This is a genomic window from Streptomyces sp. NPDC005962 (genome assembly GCF_040629205.1).
In the GTDB taxonomy this organism is placed as follows: domain Bacteria; phylum Actinomycetota; class Actinomycetes; order Streptomycetales; family Streptomycetaceae; genus Streptomyces.
Window position 1 is genome coordinate 168,647 of sequence record NZ_JBEXVE010000012.1, and the last position, 19,121, is coordinate 187,767.

The 19,121-nt window shown below is 71.8% G+C and carries 17 protein-coding genes; 7 read left to right on the plus strand and 10 right to left on the minus strand.

Translation table 11 applies throughout. The features are described from left to right. Positions 1-8 precede the first annotated feature (8 nt). From ABZ370_RS21770 to ABZ370_RS21785, 4 genes are all read left to right on the plus strand, one after another. Positions 9-1,358, plus strand: coding sequence for a sugar ABC transporter substrate-binding protein (locus tag ABZ370_RS21770; RefSeq protein WP_358623288.1), 1,350 nt, complete (start codon positions 9-11; stop codon positions 1,356-1,358). 95 nt (positions 1,359-1,453) lie between these two features. Then, positions 1,454-2,263, plus strand: a complete 810-nt coding sequence (locus tag ABZ370_RS21775) for a rhamnogalacturonan acetylesterase (RefSeq protein ID WP_358623291.1) — start codon at positions 1,454-1,456, stop codon at positions 2,261-2,263. 40 nt (positions 2,264-2,303) lie between these two features. After that, the gene (locus tag ABZ370_RS21780; protein WP_358623294.1) at positions 2,304-3,614 is read left to right on the plus strand and encodes a pectate lyase; all 1,311 of its coding nucleotides are present in this window, start codon (positions 2,304-2,306) and stop codon (positions 3,612-3,614) included. Positions 3,615-3,893: 279 nt separating this feature from the next. Continuing rightward, on the plus strand, positions 3,894-5,114 hold the full coding sequence (locus tag ABZ370_RS21785; protein WP_358623296.1) for a right-handed parallel beta-helix repeat-containing protein: 1,221 nt from the start codon (positions 3,894-3,896) through the stop codon (positions 5,112-5,114). Positions 5,115-5,758: 644 nt separating this feature from the next. Here the strand turns inward: ABZ370_RS21785 and ABZ370_RS21790 are convergent. Further along, entirely contained in the window at positions 5,759-6,739 is a 981-nt protein-coding gene (locus ABZ370_RS21790; RefSeq protein ID WP_358623298.1) for an aldo/keto reductase, read from the minus strand. Positions 6,740-6,819: 80 nt separating this feature from the next. After that, the gene (locus ABZ370_RS21795) at positions 6,820-7,590 is read right to left on the minus strand and encodes an IclR family transcriptional regulator (protein ID WP_358623300.1); all 771 of its coding nucleotides are present in this window, start codon (positions 7,588-7,590) and stop codon (positions 6,820-6,822) included. A gap of 132 nt (positions 7,591-7,722) precedes the next feature. Between ABZ370_RS21795 and ABZ370_RS21800 the strand changes: the two genes are divergently transcribed. Beyond that, on the plus strand, positions 7,723-9,258 hold the full coding sequence (locus ABZ370_RS21800) for an aldehyde dehydrogenase (NADP(+)) (RefSeq protein WP_358623303.1): 1,536 nt from the start codon (positions 7,723-7,725) through the stop codon (positions 9,256-9,258). A gap of 111 nt (positions 9,259-9,369) precedes the next feature. Here the strand turns inward: ABZ370_RS21800 and thpD are convergent, their stop codons facing one another. From thpD to ABZ370_RS21830, 6 genes are all read right to left on the minus strand, one after another. Then, positions 9,370-10,257, minus strand: a complete 888-nt coding sequence (thpD, locus tag ABZ370_RS21805) for an ectoine hydroxylase (protein WP_358623306.1) — start codon at positions 10,255-10,257, stop codon at positions 9,370-9,372. A gap of 4 nt (positions 10,258-10,261) precedes the next feature. Then, positions 10,262-10,666, minus strand: a complete 405-nt coding sequence (locus tag ABZ370_RS21810) for an ectoine synthase (RefSeq protein WP_358623309.1) — start codon at positions 10,664-10,666, stop codon at positions 10,262-10,264. Positions 10,667-10,706: 40 nt separating this feature from the next. Continuing rightward, a complete protein-coding gene (gene ectB, locus ABZ370_RS21815; protein ID WP_358623312.1) occupies positions 10,707-11,969 on the minus strand; it encodes a diaminobutyrate--2-oxoglutarate transaminase in 1,263 nt (420 codons plus the stop codon). A 142-nt stretch (positions 11,970-12,111) separates the two neighbouring features. Beyond that, a complete protein-coding gene (ectA, locus tag ABZ370_RS21820; protein ID WP_358623315.1) occupies positions 12,112-12,660 on the minus strand; it encodes a diaminobutyrate acetyltransferase in 549 nt (182 codons plus the stop codon). 346 nt (positions 12,661-13,006) lie between these two features. After that, a complete protein-coding gene (locus ABZ370_RS21825; protein WP_358623318.1) occupies positions 13,007-13,792 on the minus strand; it encodes a hypothetical protein in 786 nt (261 codons plus the stop codon). Continuing rightward, a complete protein-coding gene (locus ABZ370_RS21830) occupies positions 13,792-14,349 on the minus strand; it encodes a SigE family RNA polymerase sigma factor (RefSeq protein WP_358623560.1) in 558 nt (185 codons plus the stop codon). The genes ABZ370_RS21825 and ABZ370_RS21830 overlap by 1 nt, the downstream gene beginning before the upstream one ends. A gap of 359 nt (positions 14,350-14,708) precedes the next feature. Here ABZ370_RS21830 and ABZ370_RS21835 point away from each other — a divergent pair, with 359 nt between their 5' ends. Together ABZ370_RS21835 and ABZ370_RS21840 are read left to right on the plus strand one after the other, a co-directional pair. Further along, on the plus strand, positions 14,709-15,812 hold the full coding sequence (locus ABZ370_RS21835) for an amidohydrolase family protein (RefSeq protein ID WP_358623320.1): 1,104 nt from the start codon (positions 14,709-14,711) through the stop codon (positions 15,810-15,812). Between the two features lie 261 nt (positions 15,813-16,073). Then, positions 16,074-16,976, plus strand: coding sequence for an SCO1860 family LAETG-anchored protein (locus ABZ370_RS21840; RefSeq protein WP_358623322.1), 903 nt, complete (start codon positions 16,074-16,076; stop codon positions 16,974-16,976). Between the two features lie 159 nt (positions 16,977-17,135). Here ABZ370_RS21840 and cobC read toward each other — a convergent pair whose 3' ends face one another. Beyond that, positions 17,136-18,224 (minus strand): Rv2231c family pyridoxal phosphate-dependent protein CobC, encoded by a 1,089-nt coding sequence (gene cobC, locus ABZ370_RS21845; protein WP_358623325.1) that lies wholly within the window; start codon positions 18,222-18,224, stop codon positions 17,136-17,138. Continuing rightward, entirely contained in the window at positions 18,214-19,050 is an 837-nt protein-coding gene (locus tag ABZ370_RS21850) for a sirohydrochlorin chelatase (RefSeq protein WP_358623328.1), read from the minus strand. Before ABZ370_RS21850 ends, cobC begins: the two co-directional genes overlap by 11 nt. Between the last annotated feature and the right edge of the window lie 71 nt (positions 19,051-19,121).

Consider the following 19,121-nt stretch of genomic DNA (forward strand, 5'->3'; position numbering starts at 1 on the left):
TGCGCTTCATGAACAGAGCCAGAACCAGCGCCAGAGCCAGCGCCACCCGCACCGCCGCGGCCGTCGCCGTCGTCCTCGGCCTCGCGTTCACCGCCACCGCCTGCGGCGACGACGGGTCGACGTCGGGGGAGGAGGGGTCCGGCAAGGGCACGATCACGTTCTGGGACAACAACGGCGGTCCCCGGACGAAGGTCTGGAAGAAGATCATCGCCGAGTTCGAGTCCAAGAACCCGGGCATCAAGGTCACATACGTTCCGATCCCGATCACGAACGTGCAGTCGAAGTACGACACGGCCATCCAGAGCGGCGGCGACAGCCTCCCCGACGTCGGCGGCGTCGGCACCGCGTACCTGGCGAACCTCGCCGCGCAGGGCGCCCTGGACCCGGTCACCGACCGCGTCGAGGACAGCCCCCTCAAGGGCAAGCTGATCAAGAACATGGTGGAGAGCGTCCGCGCGGCAGGCGGTGACGAGAAGGAGCTGTTCTCCGTCCCGACCTCCGCCAACCAGGGCACCCTCTGGTACCGCACCGATCTCTTCACGTCGGCCGGTCTGGACGCCCCGACGACCTGGGACACCTTCTACAAGGCCGCCGACAAGCTCACCGACAAGGGCAAGAACAAGTTCGGCTTCACCCTGCGCGGCGGCGCGGGCTCGATCGCCCAGGCGCTGGACATGATGTACGCGCAGTCGGGGATCGCCTCGTTCTGGGACGGCGACAAGACGACGCTGAACGACCCCAAAAACGTCGCGGCGCTGGAGAAGTACGTCGCCCTCTTCAAGAAGGTCACGCCCTCCGCCGACCTCAACAACGACTTCGCCAAGATGGTCGCCCAGTTCGACCAGGGCGACATCGGCATGCTGCAGCACAACCTCGGCTCCTACGTCGACCACGTGAAGCAGCTCGGCAAGGACAAGATCGCGGGCATACCGCTGCCGCCGTCCAAGGACGGCGCGGCCCGCACGATCGTCTCCAACCCGGTCGACGGCCTCGGTCTGTTCAAGGCGAGCAAGAACAAGGCGGCCGCCTGGAAGTTCATCGAGTTCGCGGCCTCCCCGGAGATGAACAGCCTCTGGAACGAGGACGTCGGCGCGATCCCCGCCAACGTCGGCGCCGCCGACGACGCCTGGATAGCCAAGGCCCCGCCGACCAAGGCCGCGCTGGAGTCGCTGAACGACCCGCAAACGAAGGTCGTCCAGCTGCCGTACTACCTCCCGGACTGGAACAACATCAGCAAGGCCGACAACGAGCCCAGCTTCCAGAAGGTGCTGCTCGGCCAGATGACCGCCAAGGCCTTCTGCGACAAGGTCGCGGGGGAGCTGAACACGGCACAGGCCGACTGGAAGAAGCACAAGTAGCGGCCCCGGTCCGGCCCCGGTACCGGCGTACGGGGCGGCCGCACCGCACCGGTGGCCGCCCCGTACGCCCCCCGACGAAAGGCAGTCGCTCCGCCATGTCCCTGACCCGAAGACACGCGGCCGCGTCCCTCGCCGCGCTGCCCCTCACCCTCGCGGCCGCCACCACAGCAGCCGCCACCCCTCGCCGCCGCACCACCGTCTACCTCGCGGGCGACTCCACCGCCGCGCCCAAGAGCCCCACCGCCGCGCCCGAGACCGGCTGGGGCATGGCCCTGCCGTTCTTCCTGGCGGACGGCCGGTTCACGGTCGCCAACCACGCCGTCAACGGCCGCAGCTCCAAGAGCTTCTACGACGAGGGGCGGCTCGCCCCCATCCTGGCCGCCCTCCGCCCCGGCGACCTGCTCCTCGTCCAGTTCGGCCACAACGACGAGAAGACCGAGGACCCGGCGCGCGGCACCGATCCGCGGACCACGTATCCGGAGTATCTGCGGCGCTACCTCGACGGCGCGCGCGAGCGCGGCGCGCGCCCCGTGCTGCTGACCTCCGTCGAGCGCCGAAAGTTCGACGCGGCGGGCAACGCCCAGCCCACCCACGGCGCGTACCCCGACGCCGTACGCCGCCTCGCCCGCACCGAGGGGGTGCCGCTGCTCGACGTACAGGCCTCCAGCATCGCGCTGTGGCAGCGGCTCGGGCCCGAGGCCACCAAGGAGTACTTCAACTGGCAGGCGCCGGGGGAGTCGCCCAACTACCCGGCCGGGGTCCAGGACAACACCCACTTCCAGCCGCACGGCGCGATCGAGGTGGCCCGGCTCGTCGCGCGGGAGCTGGCCGCCCGGCGGGTGCTGCGGCCGCGCGACGTACCGAGGCTGAACGCCGTGATCCCGGACAGCTGGATCACCTGGTAGCGCCGCCCTTCCCTCTCACCTTTCGTTCACAGGAGCCGTCATGTTCAGACGTCATGCCCGCGTGGCCGCCGTGCTCGGCTGCGCCGCACTCGCCCTCGGCGTGGCCCAGGGCCCGTCGGCCGCCGCCCAGGCGCCCCCGGCGCCCCAGGCTCCCGGGGCCGCCCTCCCGGCCGGTGACGGCTGGGCCTCCGCCGACGGCGGCACGACCGGCGGCGCCAAGGCCGACCCGGCGCACACTTTCACGGTCACCAGCCGGGCCGAGCTGGCGCGGGCCCTCGGCGACGGCGACGCCACCCCGAGGCTGATCCGCGTCAAGGGAACGATCGACGCCAACACCGACGACGCCGGAAAGCCGCTGTCCTGCGCCGACTACGCGACCGACGGCTACTCCCTGGCCGCGTACCTGACCGCGTACGACCCCGCCACCTGGGGCAAGGCCGCGCCGTCCGGCCCCCAGGAGGACGCCCGCGCCGCGTCCGCCGCCCGGCAGTACGAGCGCGTCGAACTGAAGGTGGGCGCCAACACGACCCTCCTCGGCGTCGGCCGGAACGCGCGGCTGCTGGGGGTCAGCCTCCAGGTCAAGGGCGTGGACAACGTCATCGTCCGCAACCTCACCTTCGAGGACGCCTTCGACTGCTTCCCCGGCTGGGACCCGACCGACGGCGACGACGGCAACTGGAACTCCGAGTACGACAACCTGGTGGTGTACGGCTCCACCCACGTCTGGGTCGACCACAACACCTTCACCGACGGCCGCCGCCCCGACAGCGCCCAGCCCAGCTACTTCGGCCGCCTCTACCAGCAGCACGACGGCGAGCTGGACGTGGTGCGCGGCGCCGACCTCGTCACCGCCTCCTGGAACGCCTTCACCGACCACGACAAAACGCTGATGATCGGCAACAGCGACAGTGCGGGCGCCACGGACCGCGGCAAGCTCCGCGTCACGCTCCACCACAACCTCTTCAAGAACATCGTGGAGCGCGCGCCACGGGTGCGGTTCGGCAAGGTCGACGCGTACAACAACCACTTCGTGGCGCCGTCGAGCGGCTACGCGTACAGCTGGGGCGTCGGCGTCGAGTCCCAGCTCTACGCGGAGGCCAACGCGTTCACCGTGCCCTCCTCCGTCGACCCCGCGACGATCATCAAGAAGTGGAAGGGCACGGCGCTGACCGCGAAGAACAACCAGCTCGGCGGCGCGACGGCCGACCTCCTCGCCCTCCACAACGCCGGTGTCCCCGATGAGCAGCTGGGCGGCGACGCGGGCTGGACCCCGACGCTGCGCACGCGCGTCGACGCGCCGCGCGCGGTGCCCGGCATCGTCGGCAAGGACGCGGGCGCGGGACGCCTCTGACGCCCCGACGCCCCTTGAACGGGGAGGCCGGGCGTCAACTGGCCCCGCCCGGCCTCTCCTTCCCCTCCCCACCGCCGGGTCAACTTCAATTGGACTGCCGGGCAATGCTGGTCGCAGAATGATCAAGAGTTGTCATGGTCTATCGCTGGACGCTCGCGATTCCGTAATCTGAGAATCCTCAAGACGGCGGCAACCTAATCTGGATCGGCGGCAACTACGCCATGGAGCAGGTCGTTCAGATCCCACGGCCCGCTCTCTCGACGCAGAACAGGAGTTGCCATGAGAGTGAGGCGAAGCCGCGGTCGTCATCGTCGCCGCAAGGACCGCACGCTGTCGCTCGGCAGCGCGGCGATCGTGGCATCGGCGGTGGCCGGGGTATACCTGACCGCCTCCCCCGAGGGCGCGAGCGCCGTCCCGACGGCCGTCTACGTGGCACCCGGCGGCAGCGACGGCCAGACGGGCACGCTGGCAGCTCCGTACCGCACGCTGGAGAAGGCCTTCGCGGTGGCGAAGCCCGGCACCACCATCGAGGTCCGCGGCGGTACGTACTACCCGGACCGCACCCTGCGCAGCTCCGTGAGCGGCACCGAGGGAGACCGCGTCCACCTGCGGCCGTACCAGGGTGAGAAGGTCAGGGTCGACGGCTCCCGGCTGAGCGGCGGCGCCTCCCTGCTCTCCCTCAGCGCCGACTTCTGGACCGTCTCCGGCCTCGAACTGCGCAACGCCCCCGGCGGCGGCCTGGTCTGCACCTCCTGTTCGCGCGGCGTCTTCAACAACCTCACGACGCACGGCAACGGCGACACCGGGTTCACCCTCCGCGGCGACGACACCGACGACAACCTCGTCCGGAACCTGGACTCCTACGGCAACCACGACGACGCCACCGGCGGCAAGAGGGCCGACGGCATCGCGGTCACCCACGGCTCCGGCTCCGGCAACGTGATCACCGGATCGCGCTTCTTCGACAACAGCGACGACGGCCTCGATTTGTGGATGTGGGCCAGCCCCGTCGCCATCGACCACTCCTGGGCCTGGGGCAACGGCGTCAACCGCTGGGGCATCCGCGACTTCGAGGGCGACGGCAGCGGCTTCCAGCTCGGCGCCGACACCGACTCCGCCCCCACCCCCGCCCATGTCGTCCGGGCGTCCGCCGCCTGGAAGAACTCCAAGAACGGCTTCGCGGCGGGCGGCAACACCGGCGCCCTGCGGCTGCTGCGCACCACCGCCTACGCCAACGAGGGCCGGGGCTACGCCTTCCCCGACTCCCGCGTCCTGCTCCAGCAGAACCTCGCCGTCGCCAACGGCAGCGGCCAGACCGACACCGGCGAGCTGGCCGTCTCCCGAGGCAACAACTGGAAGCCGGACGCCTCGATCACCCCGCCCTTCGTGACCACCGAACCGCGGACGGCGTACGAGGCCCGGCGGCAGGACGGCTCGCTGCCGGTCACCAGCTTCCTCGTCGTCGCCGGTGGCACGGAAGTCGGCTCGACGATGAACTGAAGCCCGGACCCCGCCTGCCCCGCCACCCGCACGCGAGTGGCGGGGCAGGCCGGGCCGGCGGGTGTGTTTCCCCACCCCGCCCCTTCCCGAACCAGGGGCTCCGCCCCTCGGACCCCGGCCCCGGCGGGCGCTCTGCCGGGCCTGCGGCCCGCGCGTGGGCCGTTCGGCGGGCGTGTGTGAGTAAGCCAGGGGCGGGCCGTCTGGTGGGTGTGCGTGGGCGGCTGGGCCAGCCCGGACCCGGCGCTCTGCCGGGCCTGCGGCCCGCAGGTGGGTGGCGGGGCAGGCGGTCCGGCGGGTGTGCGCGAGTAGCCAGGGGCGGGGGCCGTCTGGTGGGTGTGCGTGGGCGGCTGGGGCAGCCCGGACCCGGCGCCCTGCCGGGCCTGCGGCCCGCACATGGGCGGCGGGGGCAGGCCGGTTCTGCGCGCTGCCGGCCCCGCGGCCCGCAGGTGGGTGGCGGGGCCGGGTGCCGACGGCGGCGCCCGCTTCGGGGCGGCTGCGGCCCGCACGCAGGCGCGCGGGGGCAGGCCGGGGCGGCTGTGGCCCGCACCCGGGCGGCGGAGGCAGCAGGGGGGGCGGGTGTGTGTGGCGTCCGCCAGCGTGGCGGAGTGGTCGGCAGGACGGTTCTGCGGGTGCGGGCCGCAGGCCTACTCGTGGCCCTGGATGGGGCGGGGGCGGTAGGAGGCCTCCAGGCGGGCGATCTCGTCGTCGGTGAGGGTCAGGTCCACCGCCGCCACCGCGTCGTCCAGGTGGGCCGTCTTCGTGGCGCCGACGACGGGTGCCGTCACGGCCGGGCGGCTGAGCAGCCAGGCCAGGGCGATCTGGGCGGGGGAGACGCCGCGCTTCCCGGCTACCTCGCGCACCGCGTCCACGATGTCGAAGTCGGCGTCCGCGTACCACCGCTCCACCAGGGGGTCGTTGGCGGCGCGGGTCGTGGGGCCGGTGCGGTCGCGGTCGCGGGTACCGGCCAGCAGGCCACGGGCGAGCGGGCTCCATGGGATGACGCCGACGCCCTGGTCGAGGCAGAGCGGGTTCATCTCCCGCTCCTCCTCCCGGTACAGCAGGTTGTAGTGGTTCTGCATGGAGACGAACCGCGTCCAGCCGTGCCGCTCGGCCGTGTGCTGGGCCTTGGCGAACTGCCACGCGTACATCGAGGACGCGCCGATGTAGCGCGCCTTACCGGCGCGCACCACGTCGTGCAGCGCCTCCATCGTCTCCTCGATCGGCGTCTCGTGGTCGTAGCGGTGGATCTGGTACAGGTCGACATGGTCGGTGCCCAGCCGCCGCAGCGAGGCGTCGATCCCGGCCAGGATGTGCTTGCGGGACAGGCCCCGGTCGTTGGGGCCCGATCCCATCGGGTTGTAGACCTTGGTGGCCAGCACATAGTCGTCGCGGTGCGGGAAGCACTCGGCCAGCAGCTCGCCGGTGATCTCCTCGCTGCGGCCGACCGCGTACATGTCGGCGGTGTCGAAGAACGTCACGCCGCTGTCCACCGCCCGCCGCACGATCGGCCGGGACGCGTCGAGGTCCAGCTGCCACGCCCGGTACGCGGGGTCGCCGTAGCTCATCATGCCCAGGCAGATCCGCGACACCTTGATCCCCGACATGCCCAGCCGTGCGTACTCCATGGCGGTCTCCTCTCCTGCCCTTGGCCATGGCTTTGGCCGGTCACAGGAGACCACTCCGGACGCGGAATGTCAGCCCTGCGTCAGAGACGGCGGGTGGCGAGGGTGAGGCGGTCGCGGGCGTCGAACAGCGCGTCCTTGATCATCTGCTCATGGGCCGTGGTCAGCCGGGCCACCGGCACCGAGCAGCTGATGGCGTCCCGGGACGGGGTGCGGTAGGGGATGGCGATGCCGAAGCAGCGCAGGCCCAGGGTGTTCTCCTCGCGGTCCACCGCGTACCCCTGCTCGCGGATGACGTGCAGCTCCTCGATCAGCTTCTCGCGGTCGGTCAGGGTGTGCTCGGTGAGCGGGCTCAGCGTCTCCGGCAGCAGCTTGCGCACCTGTTCGTCGGTGTACGTGGCCAGCAGCGCCTTGCCCAGCGAGGTGGAGTGGGCCGGGAGGCGGCGGCCGACGCGGGTGAAGGGGCGCAGATAGTGCTGGGACTGGCGGGTGGCGAGGTAGACCACGTTGATGCCGTCGAGCCGGGCGAGGTGGATGGTCTCGGTGGTGTCGTCCGAGAGCCGGTCCAGGGTGGGGCGGGCCGCCGCCACGACCTCGTCGCCGTCGATGTACGACGTGCCGACGAGCAGCGCCCGCACCCCGATGCCGTACCGGGTGCCCGTCGCGTCCGTCTCCACCCAGCCCAGCTCGACCAGGGTGCGCAGCAGCATGTAGAGGCTCGATTTGGGGTAGCCCACGGCCTCCTGCACGGAGGCCAGGCTGTGCATGCCGGGCCGTCCGGCGAAGAACTCCAGCAGTTCGACCGTGCGGACCGCCGACTTGACCTGGGCCCCGCCCGTCTCGGCAGCTGTCATCGCCTTGACCCCTCTGTTCGACCAGCCATAGAGTCCCGATGGAATTCATCAACCGGGACAGCGTTCAGCATATCGAACACCCGTCGATGTGCGGGACGCAAGCAGCGGGTAACACAGCAGGAGGAATCCGCGGTGTCAGCACCAGTGTGGAGCGTCGACCCCCGAACCGGAAAGCAGCGCGAGCAGGTAGCGGTCGAAGCCACGGCGGAGGAGGTCGACAAGGTGGTGCGGGCGGCCGACGCCGCACGCGGCTCCCTCGCCGACCGTACGGTGCGCGCCGCCTTCCTGCGCACCGCCGCCGATCTGCTCGACGAGGCCCGTGACACGCTCGTCGAGGCGGCCGACGCCGAGACCGCGCTCGGCCCGGCCCGGCTCACCGGCGAGCTGGCCCGGACCAGCTACCAGCTCCGGTCCTTCGCGACGGTCGTGGACGAGGGCGCCTTCCTCGACGTCCACGTCGATCACGCCGACGCCACCCAGACCCCGCCGTGGCCGGATCTGCGCCGGTACAAGCTGCCGCTCGGCGTCGTCGCCGTCTACGCGGCCAGCAACTTCCCGCTGGCCTTCTCCGTGCCCGGCGGCGACACCGCCAGCGCGCTCGCCGCGGGCTGCCCGGTCGTCGTCAAGGCGCACCCGGACCACCCCGCGACCTCCGAGGTGGCCGCCTCCGCGCTGCGCCGGGCCGCCGAGCAGGTCGGGCTGCCCGCCGACGTGATCTCCGTGGTGCACGGCTTCGACGCCGGTATCGAGCTCATCAAGCACCCGGTGGTCGCCGCCGCGGGCTTCACCGGCTCCATCCGTGGCGGCCGCGCCCTGTACGACGCCGCGGCGGCCCGGCCGGTGCCGATCCCCTTCCACGGCGAGCTGGGCAGCCTCAACCCGGTCGTGGTCACCGAGGCGGCCGCCGCCGAGCGCGGCGAGCAGATCGGCTCCGGGCTCGGCGGTTCGATGACGCTGGGCGTGGGCCAGTTCTGCACCAAGCCCGGCTTCGTGCTGGCGCCCGCGGGCGCGGCCGGTGACGCGCTGGTCAAGTCGCTCACCGAGGCCGTCAGCAACACCGACGCCGGGGTGCTGCTCGACCACCGCATGCGGGACAACTTCGTCGCCGGGGTCAAGGAGCGCGCCGAACTGGCGGACGTCGACGCCCCGGTGACCCCGGGGTCCGGCGGCGAGCACAGCGTCAGCCCCGGCTTCCTCACCGTCCCGGCCCGGCGCCTCGCCGAGGAAGGGCCGCACGATTCGCTGCTGGAGGAGTGCTTCGGCCCGGTGACCGTCGTCGCGCGGTACGAGAGCGACGCCGAGATCTCGGCCGTCCTCGGCCGCCTCCAGGGCAACCTGACCGCCACCGTCCAGATCTCCGCCGCCGAGGCCGAGGGCACCGAGGGCCGGGCCGGTGAGCTGATCGCCGAGCTGACCCCGCTCGCGGGCCGGGTCCTGGTCAACGGCTGGCCGACCGGCGTCGCCGTCGCCCCCGCCCAGCACCACGGCGGCCCGTACCCGGCGACGACCTCCACCTCCACCTCGGTCGGCGGCACCGCCGTCGAGCGCTGGCTGCGGCCGGTCAGCTACCAGGACACCCCGCCCGCGCTGCTCCCGCCGGAGCTGCGCGACGAGAACCCGCAGGGGCTGCCCCGCCGGGTGAACGGCATCCGGGAACAGCGCGGCTGAACACCGGCCGACACCCCCGGCGGCGGAAAACGCGGATGGCCGGGGAGAGGGCGTGCGCCCTCTCCCCGGCCATCAACGGTCACGGGGGACCGATCGGTCACCTCACGGGGTTCACCTCACCGGGGTGAAGCTCCGCGCCCCGATGTGCTCCGGCCGCCGCACGGGCGCCGCGAACGGCTCCACCGCCGTGTTCTCCACGCTGTTGAACACGATGAAGACGTTGCTGCGCGAGTAGGGCGTGATGTTGTCGCCCGAGCCGTGCATGCAGTTGCAGTCGAACCACGTCGCCGACCCGGCCTTGCCGGTGAACAGCTTGATGCCGTGCTTGTCGGCGAAGCCGGAGAGCGCCTCGTCCGACGGAATGCCGGCGTCCTGCATCTGCAGCGACTTCTTGTAGTTGTCCTTCGGTGTCTCGCCCGCGCAGCCGAGGAAGGTGCGGTGCGAACCCGGCATGATCATCAGGCCGCCGTTGGTGTCGTAGTTCTCGGTCAGGGCGACCGAGACCGACACGGTCCGCATGTTCGGCAGCCCGTCCTCGGCGTGCCAGGTCTCGAAGTCCGAGTGCCAGTAGAAGCCCGAGGACCCGAAACCCGGCTTGACGTTGATCCGGCTCTGGTGGACGTAGACGTCCGAGCCGAGAATCTGCCGGGCGCGACCCACGACTCGCGGGTCGCGCACCAGTTTCGAGAAGACCTCGCTGATCCGGTGCACCTCGAACACCGACCGTACGTCCTGCGACTTCGGCTCGATGATCGAGCGTTTGTCGGCGCGCACGTCCGGGTCGACGATCAGCCGGTCCAGCTCGGCGCGGTAGACCGCGACCTCGTCCGGAGTAATCAGCTGGTCGATCGCCAGAAAGCCGTCGCGATCGAAATCGCTCAGCTCGGACGGTCGCATCGGACCCTCGGCCCCGGGATCGGACCACACGACGGGGTCCACGCGGGGCGTGGCCACCTCGAGAGGACCGCGGGTCGGGTACAGGTCAGTGACCGTGGTCATCGGATCATGCCTCCTCGGTCTCGGTGATCAGGGGGTATACCCCGTTCTCATCATGGTCCTCCCGTCCGGTGATCGGGGGGTTGAAGACGCAAACGCACCGAAAGTCCTTTTTGATGCGCATGGTGTGCTTCTCGTGGCCGTCCAGCAGGTACATGGTGCCGGGCGTGATGGTGTGCTTCTCACCGTTCTCGTCGTTGGTGAGCTCGGCCTCGCCCTCGACGCAGAGGACCGCCTCGATGTGGTTGGCGTACCACATGGACGTTTCGGTGCCCGCGTAGAGCGTGGTCTCGTGAAGGGAGAAGCCGACCCGCTCCTTCGCGAGCACGATGCGCTTGCTCTCCCACGTGCCCGATTTGGCCTTTACGTGCCTATCGGTTCCCTCGATGTCCTTGAAGGATCGGACGATCACGGTGAGTCGCTGCCTTTCTGTTGTTGCTTACTGAGGGTGTTCAGGCGGTCTCGCGGACCGCCCGGGCGAGAATCCGCAGACCCTCGTCCAGTTCGTCCGCAGTCATCGTCAGCGCGGGCAGCAGCTTGACGACCTCACTCTGCGGACCGGAGGTCTCGACCAGCAGGCCGAGCTCGAAAGCGCGGGCGCACACCGCGGAGGCGCGCGGCTTGTCCTCGAACTCCATGCCCCAGACCAGGCCGCGGCCACGGTGGCTGATGCCGGTGTTCTCGTCGCAGATGGCGCGCAGGCCCTGCTCGACCTGCTCACCGCGGGCCAGGGTCTGCTTCTCCATCTGGCCGTCGGCCCAGTAGGTGTCCAGGGTGGCGGCGGCGGTCACGAACGCGGGGTTGTTGCCGCGGAACGTGCCGTTGTGCTCACCGGGCTCCCAGATGTCCAGCTCGGGCTTGAAGAGGGTGAGCGCCAGCGGCAGACCGTAACCGCTGATCGACTTGGAGACGGTGACGATGTCCGGGGTGATGCCCGCCTCCTCGAAGGAGAGGAAGGCGCCGGTGCGGCCGCAGCCCATCTGGATGTCGTCGACGATCAGCAGCATGTCCTGGCGCTCGCACAGCTCGGACAGGGCGCGCAGCCACTCGGGGCGCGCGACGTTGATGCCGCCCTCGCCCTGCACCGTCTCGACGATCACGGCGGCGGGCTTGTTGAGGCCGGAGCCCTGGTCCTCGAGCAGCCGCTCGAACCACAGGAAGTCCTCGACCGTGCCGTCGAAGTAGTTGTCGAACGGCATCGGGGTGCCGTGCACCAGCGGGATACCGGCGCCGGCCCGCTTGAACGCGTTGCCGGTGACGGCGAGCGAGCCCAGCGACATGCCGTGGAAGGCGTTGGTGAACGAGACGATCGACTCGCGCCCCTTGACCTTACGGGCGAGCTTCAGCGCGGCCTCGACCGCGTTGGTGCCCGTCGGGCCGGGGAACATGACCTTGTAGGGCAGGTCACGCGGGCGCAGGATGTTGTTCTGGAACGACTCCAGGAACGCGCGCTTGGCCGTGGTCGACATGTCGAGACCGTGGGTGACGCCGTCACGCTCGATGTAGTCGATCAGCGCCCGTTTCAGCACCGGGTTGTTGTGGCCGTAGTTCAGAGAACCGGCACCGGCGAAGAAGTCGAGGTAGGTGTGGCCGTCCTCGTCGTACATGTGGCTGCCCTGCGCGCGGTCGAACACAGCAGGCCAACCGCGGCAGTAGCTGCGCACCTCCGACTCCAGGGCCTCGAAGACGCTCAGGGCGGGCGGGGTGATGGTCACAGCATTCTCCTGGGAGATGAGTGCGAGGGGTGAGGGGGTGAAGGCGGGGGCCTTCGGTGTGTACGGGGGTGTCGGGGTCGGAAAGTCGGGGCTGTCAGGGGTGACAGAGATGTCGGCGATGACCTCGGTGCGTCCCGGGAACTCAGCCGCGGTCCGCGAGCGGGCCGATGCGGTAGAGCACCTCGGGCTCGTGTCCTCCGTCGGGGAACAGGCCGCCGTCGAAGAGCACCTCGCGCTCGACGGGTGCGCCGTGCCGCTCGGCGAAGGACGTGAACAGCCGGTTCGACGCGGTGTTGTCCGGGGTGATCGTGGTCTCGATCTCCCGGACGCCCGTCGCGGCGACGCGCGCGGTCAGCCCGTCGAGCAGCGTGGCGGCCAGTCCGCGGCCGCGCCATGCCTGATCGACGGCGACCTGCCAGACCACCAGGGTCTCGGGCCGGTCCGGGCGGATGTAGCCGGTGATGAAGCCGACCGGTCCGCCCTCGGTGTCGCGCGCCACCACGGAGGTGGCGGCGAAGTCGCGGCACCACAGGAGGTAGCTGTAGGAGGAGTTGAGGTCCAGTGTCTTGGAGTCGCGGGCGATTCGCCAGATCGCGGCTCCGTCCTCGACGTGTGGAGTGTCGAGGGTGAGCCCCTCCGGCAAATCAAATTCGCTACGGGCGCCTACTCGGTCTGCTTGTGCGGCGGTCATGCGAATTCAATTTACCCAGCAGGATAGAAAAATGCATCGAGGAGAGGGGTTACGCAGAGGGGGGTCGATGTGGTAACACGCGGGGGTGCGCGGGCGCGCGGCAGATGGGTGAAGTGCGGTAATTTGCGGGGGAGTTAGTGGGGTGAAACGGTCGGCCTGTGGAGTGTGTCACATGTGCGTAACGGGGCCGTGATGGCACCGAATTGCCGTGTCCTGGAACACTAAAAAAAGTGCGTTTAGAGATTGGAAACGGGGGAAGACGAAACAGGAAGATGTACCTGGAAAGCGCATCGAATTTTTCTTCCGGCCTTCCGGAATTCATTCCACCGGGCTTCTGTCACGGAACTCAACCCCGAAAGTCGCCGCGGACGGCGAATGCGCCGGACGGTCCGTTGCCGGAGGCGGAGTAGCCGTCCCGTCCGGCGTCCCGGCCGCCCTCGGCGTGGTTGTACTGCCCCGCGAAGACATGGCGGCCGACCGGCACCGTGGCCCCCTTCCGGAGCGTCCAGCGGTAGACCAGCACCCCGTCCTCGGAGCGTACCGAGACGGCCAGGTCGCCCGCGGGCAGTGTGCTCCAGGAGCCGGTGGTGCGCACCCCGCCGTTCTCGGCGACCCGCAGCTCCACCGACAGCGACGTCAGGGGCTTGCCGGTGGTGAGGGTGATGTCGTTCTGCGCCCAGTACGGGTTGGAATTGGGGTTGATCGCTCCCCGCGAGCGCACCGCCGGATCGGCGAGATGGTTTGGGCCGACCGAGGTGGGAAAGGCGCTCGGGGTGTGCCGACCAGCCCCGTCCCCCGCGCCGCCGCCCGGCCGTCGCGTCGTCTCGCCCCCCTCGCCCGCGGCGGGCGGCCCGGCGGGCTCGCTCGACGTCCGTACCGTCTGCGGTCCGTCGGCGGTGTCGGTGGTCACCACCGCGATACCGGCGGCGGCGACCGCCGCGGCCAGCCCCGCCGCCGGGCCCACCACCCGGGCCCACCGCCGGGCGGGGACGCGACGGACGCGCCGCCGCTCCTCGGCCGCCATGCCCGCGGTGACCCGGGCCAGCATCCGGGCCCGGTCCGGCCGGTGCGCCCCGGCGGCCTCGCGCAGTTCGGCGGCGACATCGCGCCGGCCGTCGCGATGGTCGATCATCAACCGTTTCCTCCTGGGTGCCCGGCGTGGCCCACACGGCCGGGGCGGAGCCCCCGTACCGTCTCCTGCGCCGACGGCTGGGCCTGCGCCTGCGTCCCCGCCGCGGGCCGCTCGGTGTCGTCGTCCGGCGGGCCGAGCAGCCGCTCCAGCTCGGCGATGCCCCGCGAGGTCTGGCTCTTGACCGTCCCCACCGAGATGCCGAGCGTGCGGGCCGTGTCCCGCTCCGAGAGGTCGAAGGCGTGCCGCAGCACCACGCACGCCCGCTTCCGGAACGGCAGCCTCACCAGCGCGGCCTGCACATCCACCACCGCGGAGACATCCGGATCGTCCACCCGGTCCGAGCGCTCCGACGAGAACAGCGCCACCCGCCGCCGCTCGCGCACCAGGCTGCGGATGCGGGACCGGGCGAGATTGGCGAGCACGCCCCGGGCGTACGCGGCCGGATGCTCGGCGACCCGCACCCGGTCCCACCGGTGCCAGACCGCGACCAGCGCGTCGGCCGCCAGGTCGTCGGCCCCGTCGGAACTGCCCAGCAGCAGATGGGCGAGGCGGGCCAGCTCGACGTGGTGCCGCTCGAAGAACTCCCGGAACTCCGCCTGCGCGTCGGCCGCCGGTAAGCCGGCCGCCGGTAAGTCGGCGTTCGGCGAGGCGTCGCTCGGTGAATCGGCGCTCGCCGAGTCGGGGTTCGGTGGTGAGTCGGCCGTCCGCGCGTGGGCCGTCCGTGAGCCGGTCGTCGGTAAGTCGGCCGCGGCTGCCGGGCCATCGGTAGGAGCGCTCACGCGGGCCTCCTCACTGTGCCTCGTCCGGTGGGTTGCGTGAGCGTAGCAGCGCTCCCCGTGTTGTACGAGTGGAGCCCTTCCGCCTCCCCGGGAATTGGCCGGTCAGCGCCCCGATGCCGTCTCGTACAGTGCGTGACATGAGGGAGAGCGCGGTGCTGCACATCAAGGGGCGAATCCTGGTCGGCCCGGAGGACGGGGACGACGGCGGCATCCGGGACGAACTGTGGGTGATCGACGGCAAGATCACCTTCGACCGGCCGTCCGGTACCCGGGAGGTCCGGCGGCTGGACGGCTGGGTCCTGCCGGGGCTGGTCGACGCCCACTGCCACGTCGGCCTGGACGCCCACGGCGCGGTGGACGACGCGACGAGCGAGAAGCAGGCACTCACCGAACGCGACGCCGGGGCGCTGCTGCTCCGCGACGCCGGATCGCCGTCCGACACCCGCTGGGTCGACGACCGCGAGGACCTGCCCCGCATCATCCGGGCAGGCCGCCACATCGCCCGGACCAGGCGCTACATCCGCAACTACGCGTATGAGATCGAACCGGAGGACCTGGTCGCCTATGTGGCGGCGGAGGCGCGCCGGGGCGACGGCTGGGTCAAGCTCGTCGGCGACTGGATCGACCGGGACACCGGCGACCTGTCCGCCTGCTGGCCGCGCGGCGCGGTCGAGGCGGCCATCGCCGAGGCGCACCGGCTCGGGGTGCGGGTCACGGCGCACTGCTTCGCCGAGGAGACCCTGGCCCCGCTGGTCGAGGCCGGGATCGACTGCGTCGAGCACGCGACCGGGCTGACCGAAGACACCATCCCGCTGTTCGCCGAGCGGGGCGTCGCCATCGTCCCGACGCTCGTCAACATCGCCACCTTCCCGCGGCTCGCGGAGGGCGGCGAGGCCAAGTTCCCGCGCTGGGCCGACCACATGCGGCGGCTGCACGCGCGCCGCTACGACACGGTGCGCGCCGCCTGGGACGCGGGCATCCCCGTCTACACCGGCACCGACGCGGGCGGTTCGCTCGCGCACGGGCTGGTCGGCCAGGAGGTCGCCGAACTGGTCAGGGCGGGCATCCCGGTGCGCGACGCGCTGTCGGCCGCCACCTGGGGCGCCCGGTCCTGGCTCGGACGGCCGGGGATCACCGAGGGCGCCCCGGCCGACCTCGTGGTGTACGAGGCCGATCCGCGCGCCGACGTACGGGTGCTGACGGCGCCGCGGCGGGTGGTGCTGCGGGGCCGGGTGTTCTGAGCGGGACCCGGGAGGCTCGTGAGGCCCGGGGGCCCGAGAGGGCTCGTGAGGCTCGGGAGTGCGTCGGCGTCGAACGCTTCGGCGAACAACACCCTTTGGGATGAACGGACTTCATGTGTCTGCCTGTTTACCCTCGGTGCGCAAATATGGCGTGGTCGAGGCCGTCGGCGCCCGTGGAGTCCCCCGCGGCAGGCGCCGGCGGCTCCATGTCTCCTGTGGGGGTCAACTCACGTGTCCTTTTCACGCAATACCTTCTTCGGCATGCCCGCCCGCCGTCTGGCGGCCGTCTCCGCAGCCACCGCCGTCTCCGTCCTGGGCGTCCTGCCCGCGGGCACGGCGCACGCCCGGACCGGCCACACCATCGCCGCCGGTAAGGCGAGCGCGGCCGTGCTCCGTACCGACCTGAGCGTCTCGCTCCTCAACAAGACCGTCACCGCACCGCTGGTGACCTCGCTGAACGAAGTGCAGGCGCCCAGGACCGCCAGCAAGACGGCGCTCTCCGCGACCGTGGCCGGTGTCAACGGCGACCGCCCCTTCAGCGTGCTGCGCGCCGACGTGGCCACGGCCCGCGCCGCCACGGACAAGTCCCGGTCCGAGGGCTACTCCAACCTCCTCAACGCCAAGGTGAACGTGCCCGGGCTGCTGGGGGTGCCGCTCATCACGGTGGAGCAGGTCACCTCGAAGGCCGTGTGCGCGGCCGGGAAGAAGCCGACCGCCCACTCCAACGTGCTCGGCACGGTCAGCGTGCTCGGCCAGCGGGTCACCCTGACCGCGGGCGCCGCCACCAAGGTCGACGTGCCCTCGCTCGGCCAGGTGAGCCTGGATCTGTCGCGCACCGCGACCACCTCGCGCACCGCGGCGGCCACCGCGCTCGCGCTGAAGGTCTCGGTGAACCCGCTCAAGCTCAACGTCTCCGAGGTCAAGGGCCAGGTCACCCTGGCCCACGCGACCTGTGAGGCGCCCGGCGCCCCGGCCAAGGAGGAGAAGCCGGAGGTGGTCAACCAGACCAAGCCGGAGCCCAAGCCGGAGCACCTCGCCGAGACCGGCGGCAGCTCGGCCACCCCCTACCTGGTGGCAGGCGGCGCCGTGCTGCTCGCCGCGGGCGGCGGTGCGGTGATCCTGGCCCGCCGCCGACGGGCCGCCGGAACGCGCGGTGATGTGTAAGCACCACGCCTCCTAGCAGCCGGTGCCGGCGTCGACCCACCCCGACCCCGGCACCGGCGCAGGGGTGACTTGCCGATCAGGCAGGACACCCCTTGGGCCTGCCCGGTGCGTCTCCCATCGCCCGGGCAGGCCCGCGGACCTTCGTTGCTCAGCCGTGGCTCAGCTTTCCTGCAGGGCCTTGGCCAGGGCGATCACGAAGCGGTCGGTCGTATCGCGGTCCCGGACGGCCAGCCGCAGCCAGTCCGGGCCCAGGCCCGGGAACGTGTCGCCGCGGCGCACCGCGAAGCCGAGTTCGCGGAGGCGGGCCCGGATCGCCGCCGCGTCCGGCAGCCGGATCAGCAGGAACGGACCGGCCGCCGGGCCGCACACCCGCAGCCCGGCCCCGGCGAACTCGCCCAGGCGGCCGGTCAGATAGGCGCGGTCGGCGGCGGACCGCTCGGCGGCCCGCGCCGCCTCGGCCAGCGCGGCAGGCGCACAGCACGCCTCCGCCGCGACCAGGGCGGGGGCGGACACCGGCCACAGCGGCTGCACCCGCTCCAGCCCGGCGATGATCTCCGGGTCCGCCAGCACATAGCCGATGCGCAGCCCCGCGAGCCCCCAGGTCTTGGTGAGGCTGCGCAGCACGATCAGCCCCGGCACATCCGCGCGGGAGGCGAGCGACGCGGGCTCGCCCGGCACGGCGTCCATGAACGCCTCGTCCACCACCAGCGTCCGCCCGGGCCGGGCCAGTCCGGCGAGCGCGGCGGCGGGGTGGAGCACGGAGGTGGGGTTGGTGGGGTTGCCGACGACCACCAGATCGGCGTCGTCCGGCACCGCCGCCGGGTCCAGCCGGAAGCCGTCCCGCTCGTCGAGCAGCACTCGCTCCACCGGGTGCCCGGCGTCCCGCAACGCGGCCTCCGGCTCGGTGAACTGCGGATGCACCACCACCGGGCGCCGGGCCGGAAGGGCGCGGGCGATCAGCACGAACGCCTCCGCGGCCCCGGCCGTCAGCAGCACCCGCTCCTCCGGCACCCCATGGCAGGCGGCCACCGCGGCGCGCGCCGCCCGCCCGTCCGGGTAGGCGGCCAGCCCGTCGAGGGACGCGGCGATACGGTCCTTGAGCCAGCGCGGCGGCGTACCGGCCCGGACGTTGACCGCGAGATCCGTCAGCCCGGCGTCGGCGCCCCGCACCTCCGCGTCCCCGTGGTGCCGCAGATCGAACCCGGGGACCGCCCCCGCCGCCCTGTCGGCGGGTATCTCAGCGGACATCGGCGTGGAGGTCCGGATGGGAGTGGGCGTGGGCGTCCGGGTCGAGCTGGGCCCGCTCGGGCACCCCGGCCGCCTCCTCGTAGCGCTCCAGGACCAGTTCCGCCAACTCCACGGCCGGGCCGATGACATCGGCGGACACCACCTCGACCTCCGGATACGCCAGCGCCCAGCCCTCCGCCTGCTGCCGCACCCGCTCCAGCGCGTCGCCGCCGAACAGGAAATACGGCAGCACGACGATCCGCTTCGCCCCGAGCCGCACACAGCGGTCGAGACCCGAGGGCACGTCCGGCGCGGCGAGTGAGGCGAAGGCCGTCTCGACGCCCGCGAAACCGCGGCCCTCCCACAGCAGCCGGGCGGCCCGGTGCACCTCGGCGTTGCCTTCCGGCAGTGGCGACCCGTCGCCCACCAGCAGCACCGTGGTCTGCGCCCGGTCCGAGGGGGAGCGCCGACCGCCGCCCAGCGCCTCGTCCAGCCGCCGCTCCAGCACCCGCAGCAGCCGGGGGTCCGGGCCCAGCGGGCGGCCGAAGACGAACGAGGCGTCCGCGTGCCGCTCCGCCTCCTGGGCCAGCGCGGCGGCGACCCCGTCTCTGGGATGTTCCACCGGGATCAGGCTCAGGGGCACCACGGCGAAACGGGTCACTCCCTCTCCGACGAGCCGGGCCACCGCGTCGGACAGCGGGGGCGCGTCCGGCCCGGTGAGGCCGCCCGCCAGGGGCAGATCCGGGTGCTGCGTGCCCAACTCCCGTACGAAGTCCTGGAAGGCGCCGGCGCGCCTGTCGTCTCGGGTGCCGATGCCTGCGATGAGCAGCGCGGGCGGGGTCGTCACGAGGTCTCCTTGGTGCAGGGTGAAGCGGGTCTCACGGGGGGAAAGCGCAGTATCGCCCCGAGACGTTACTG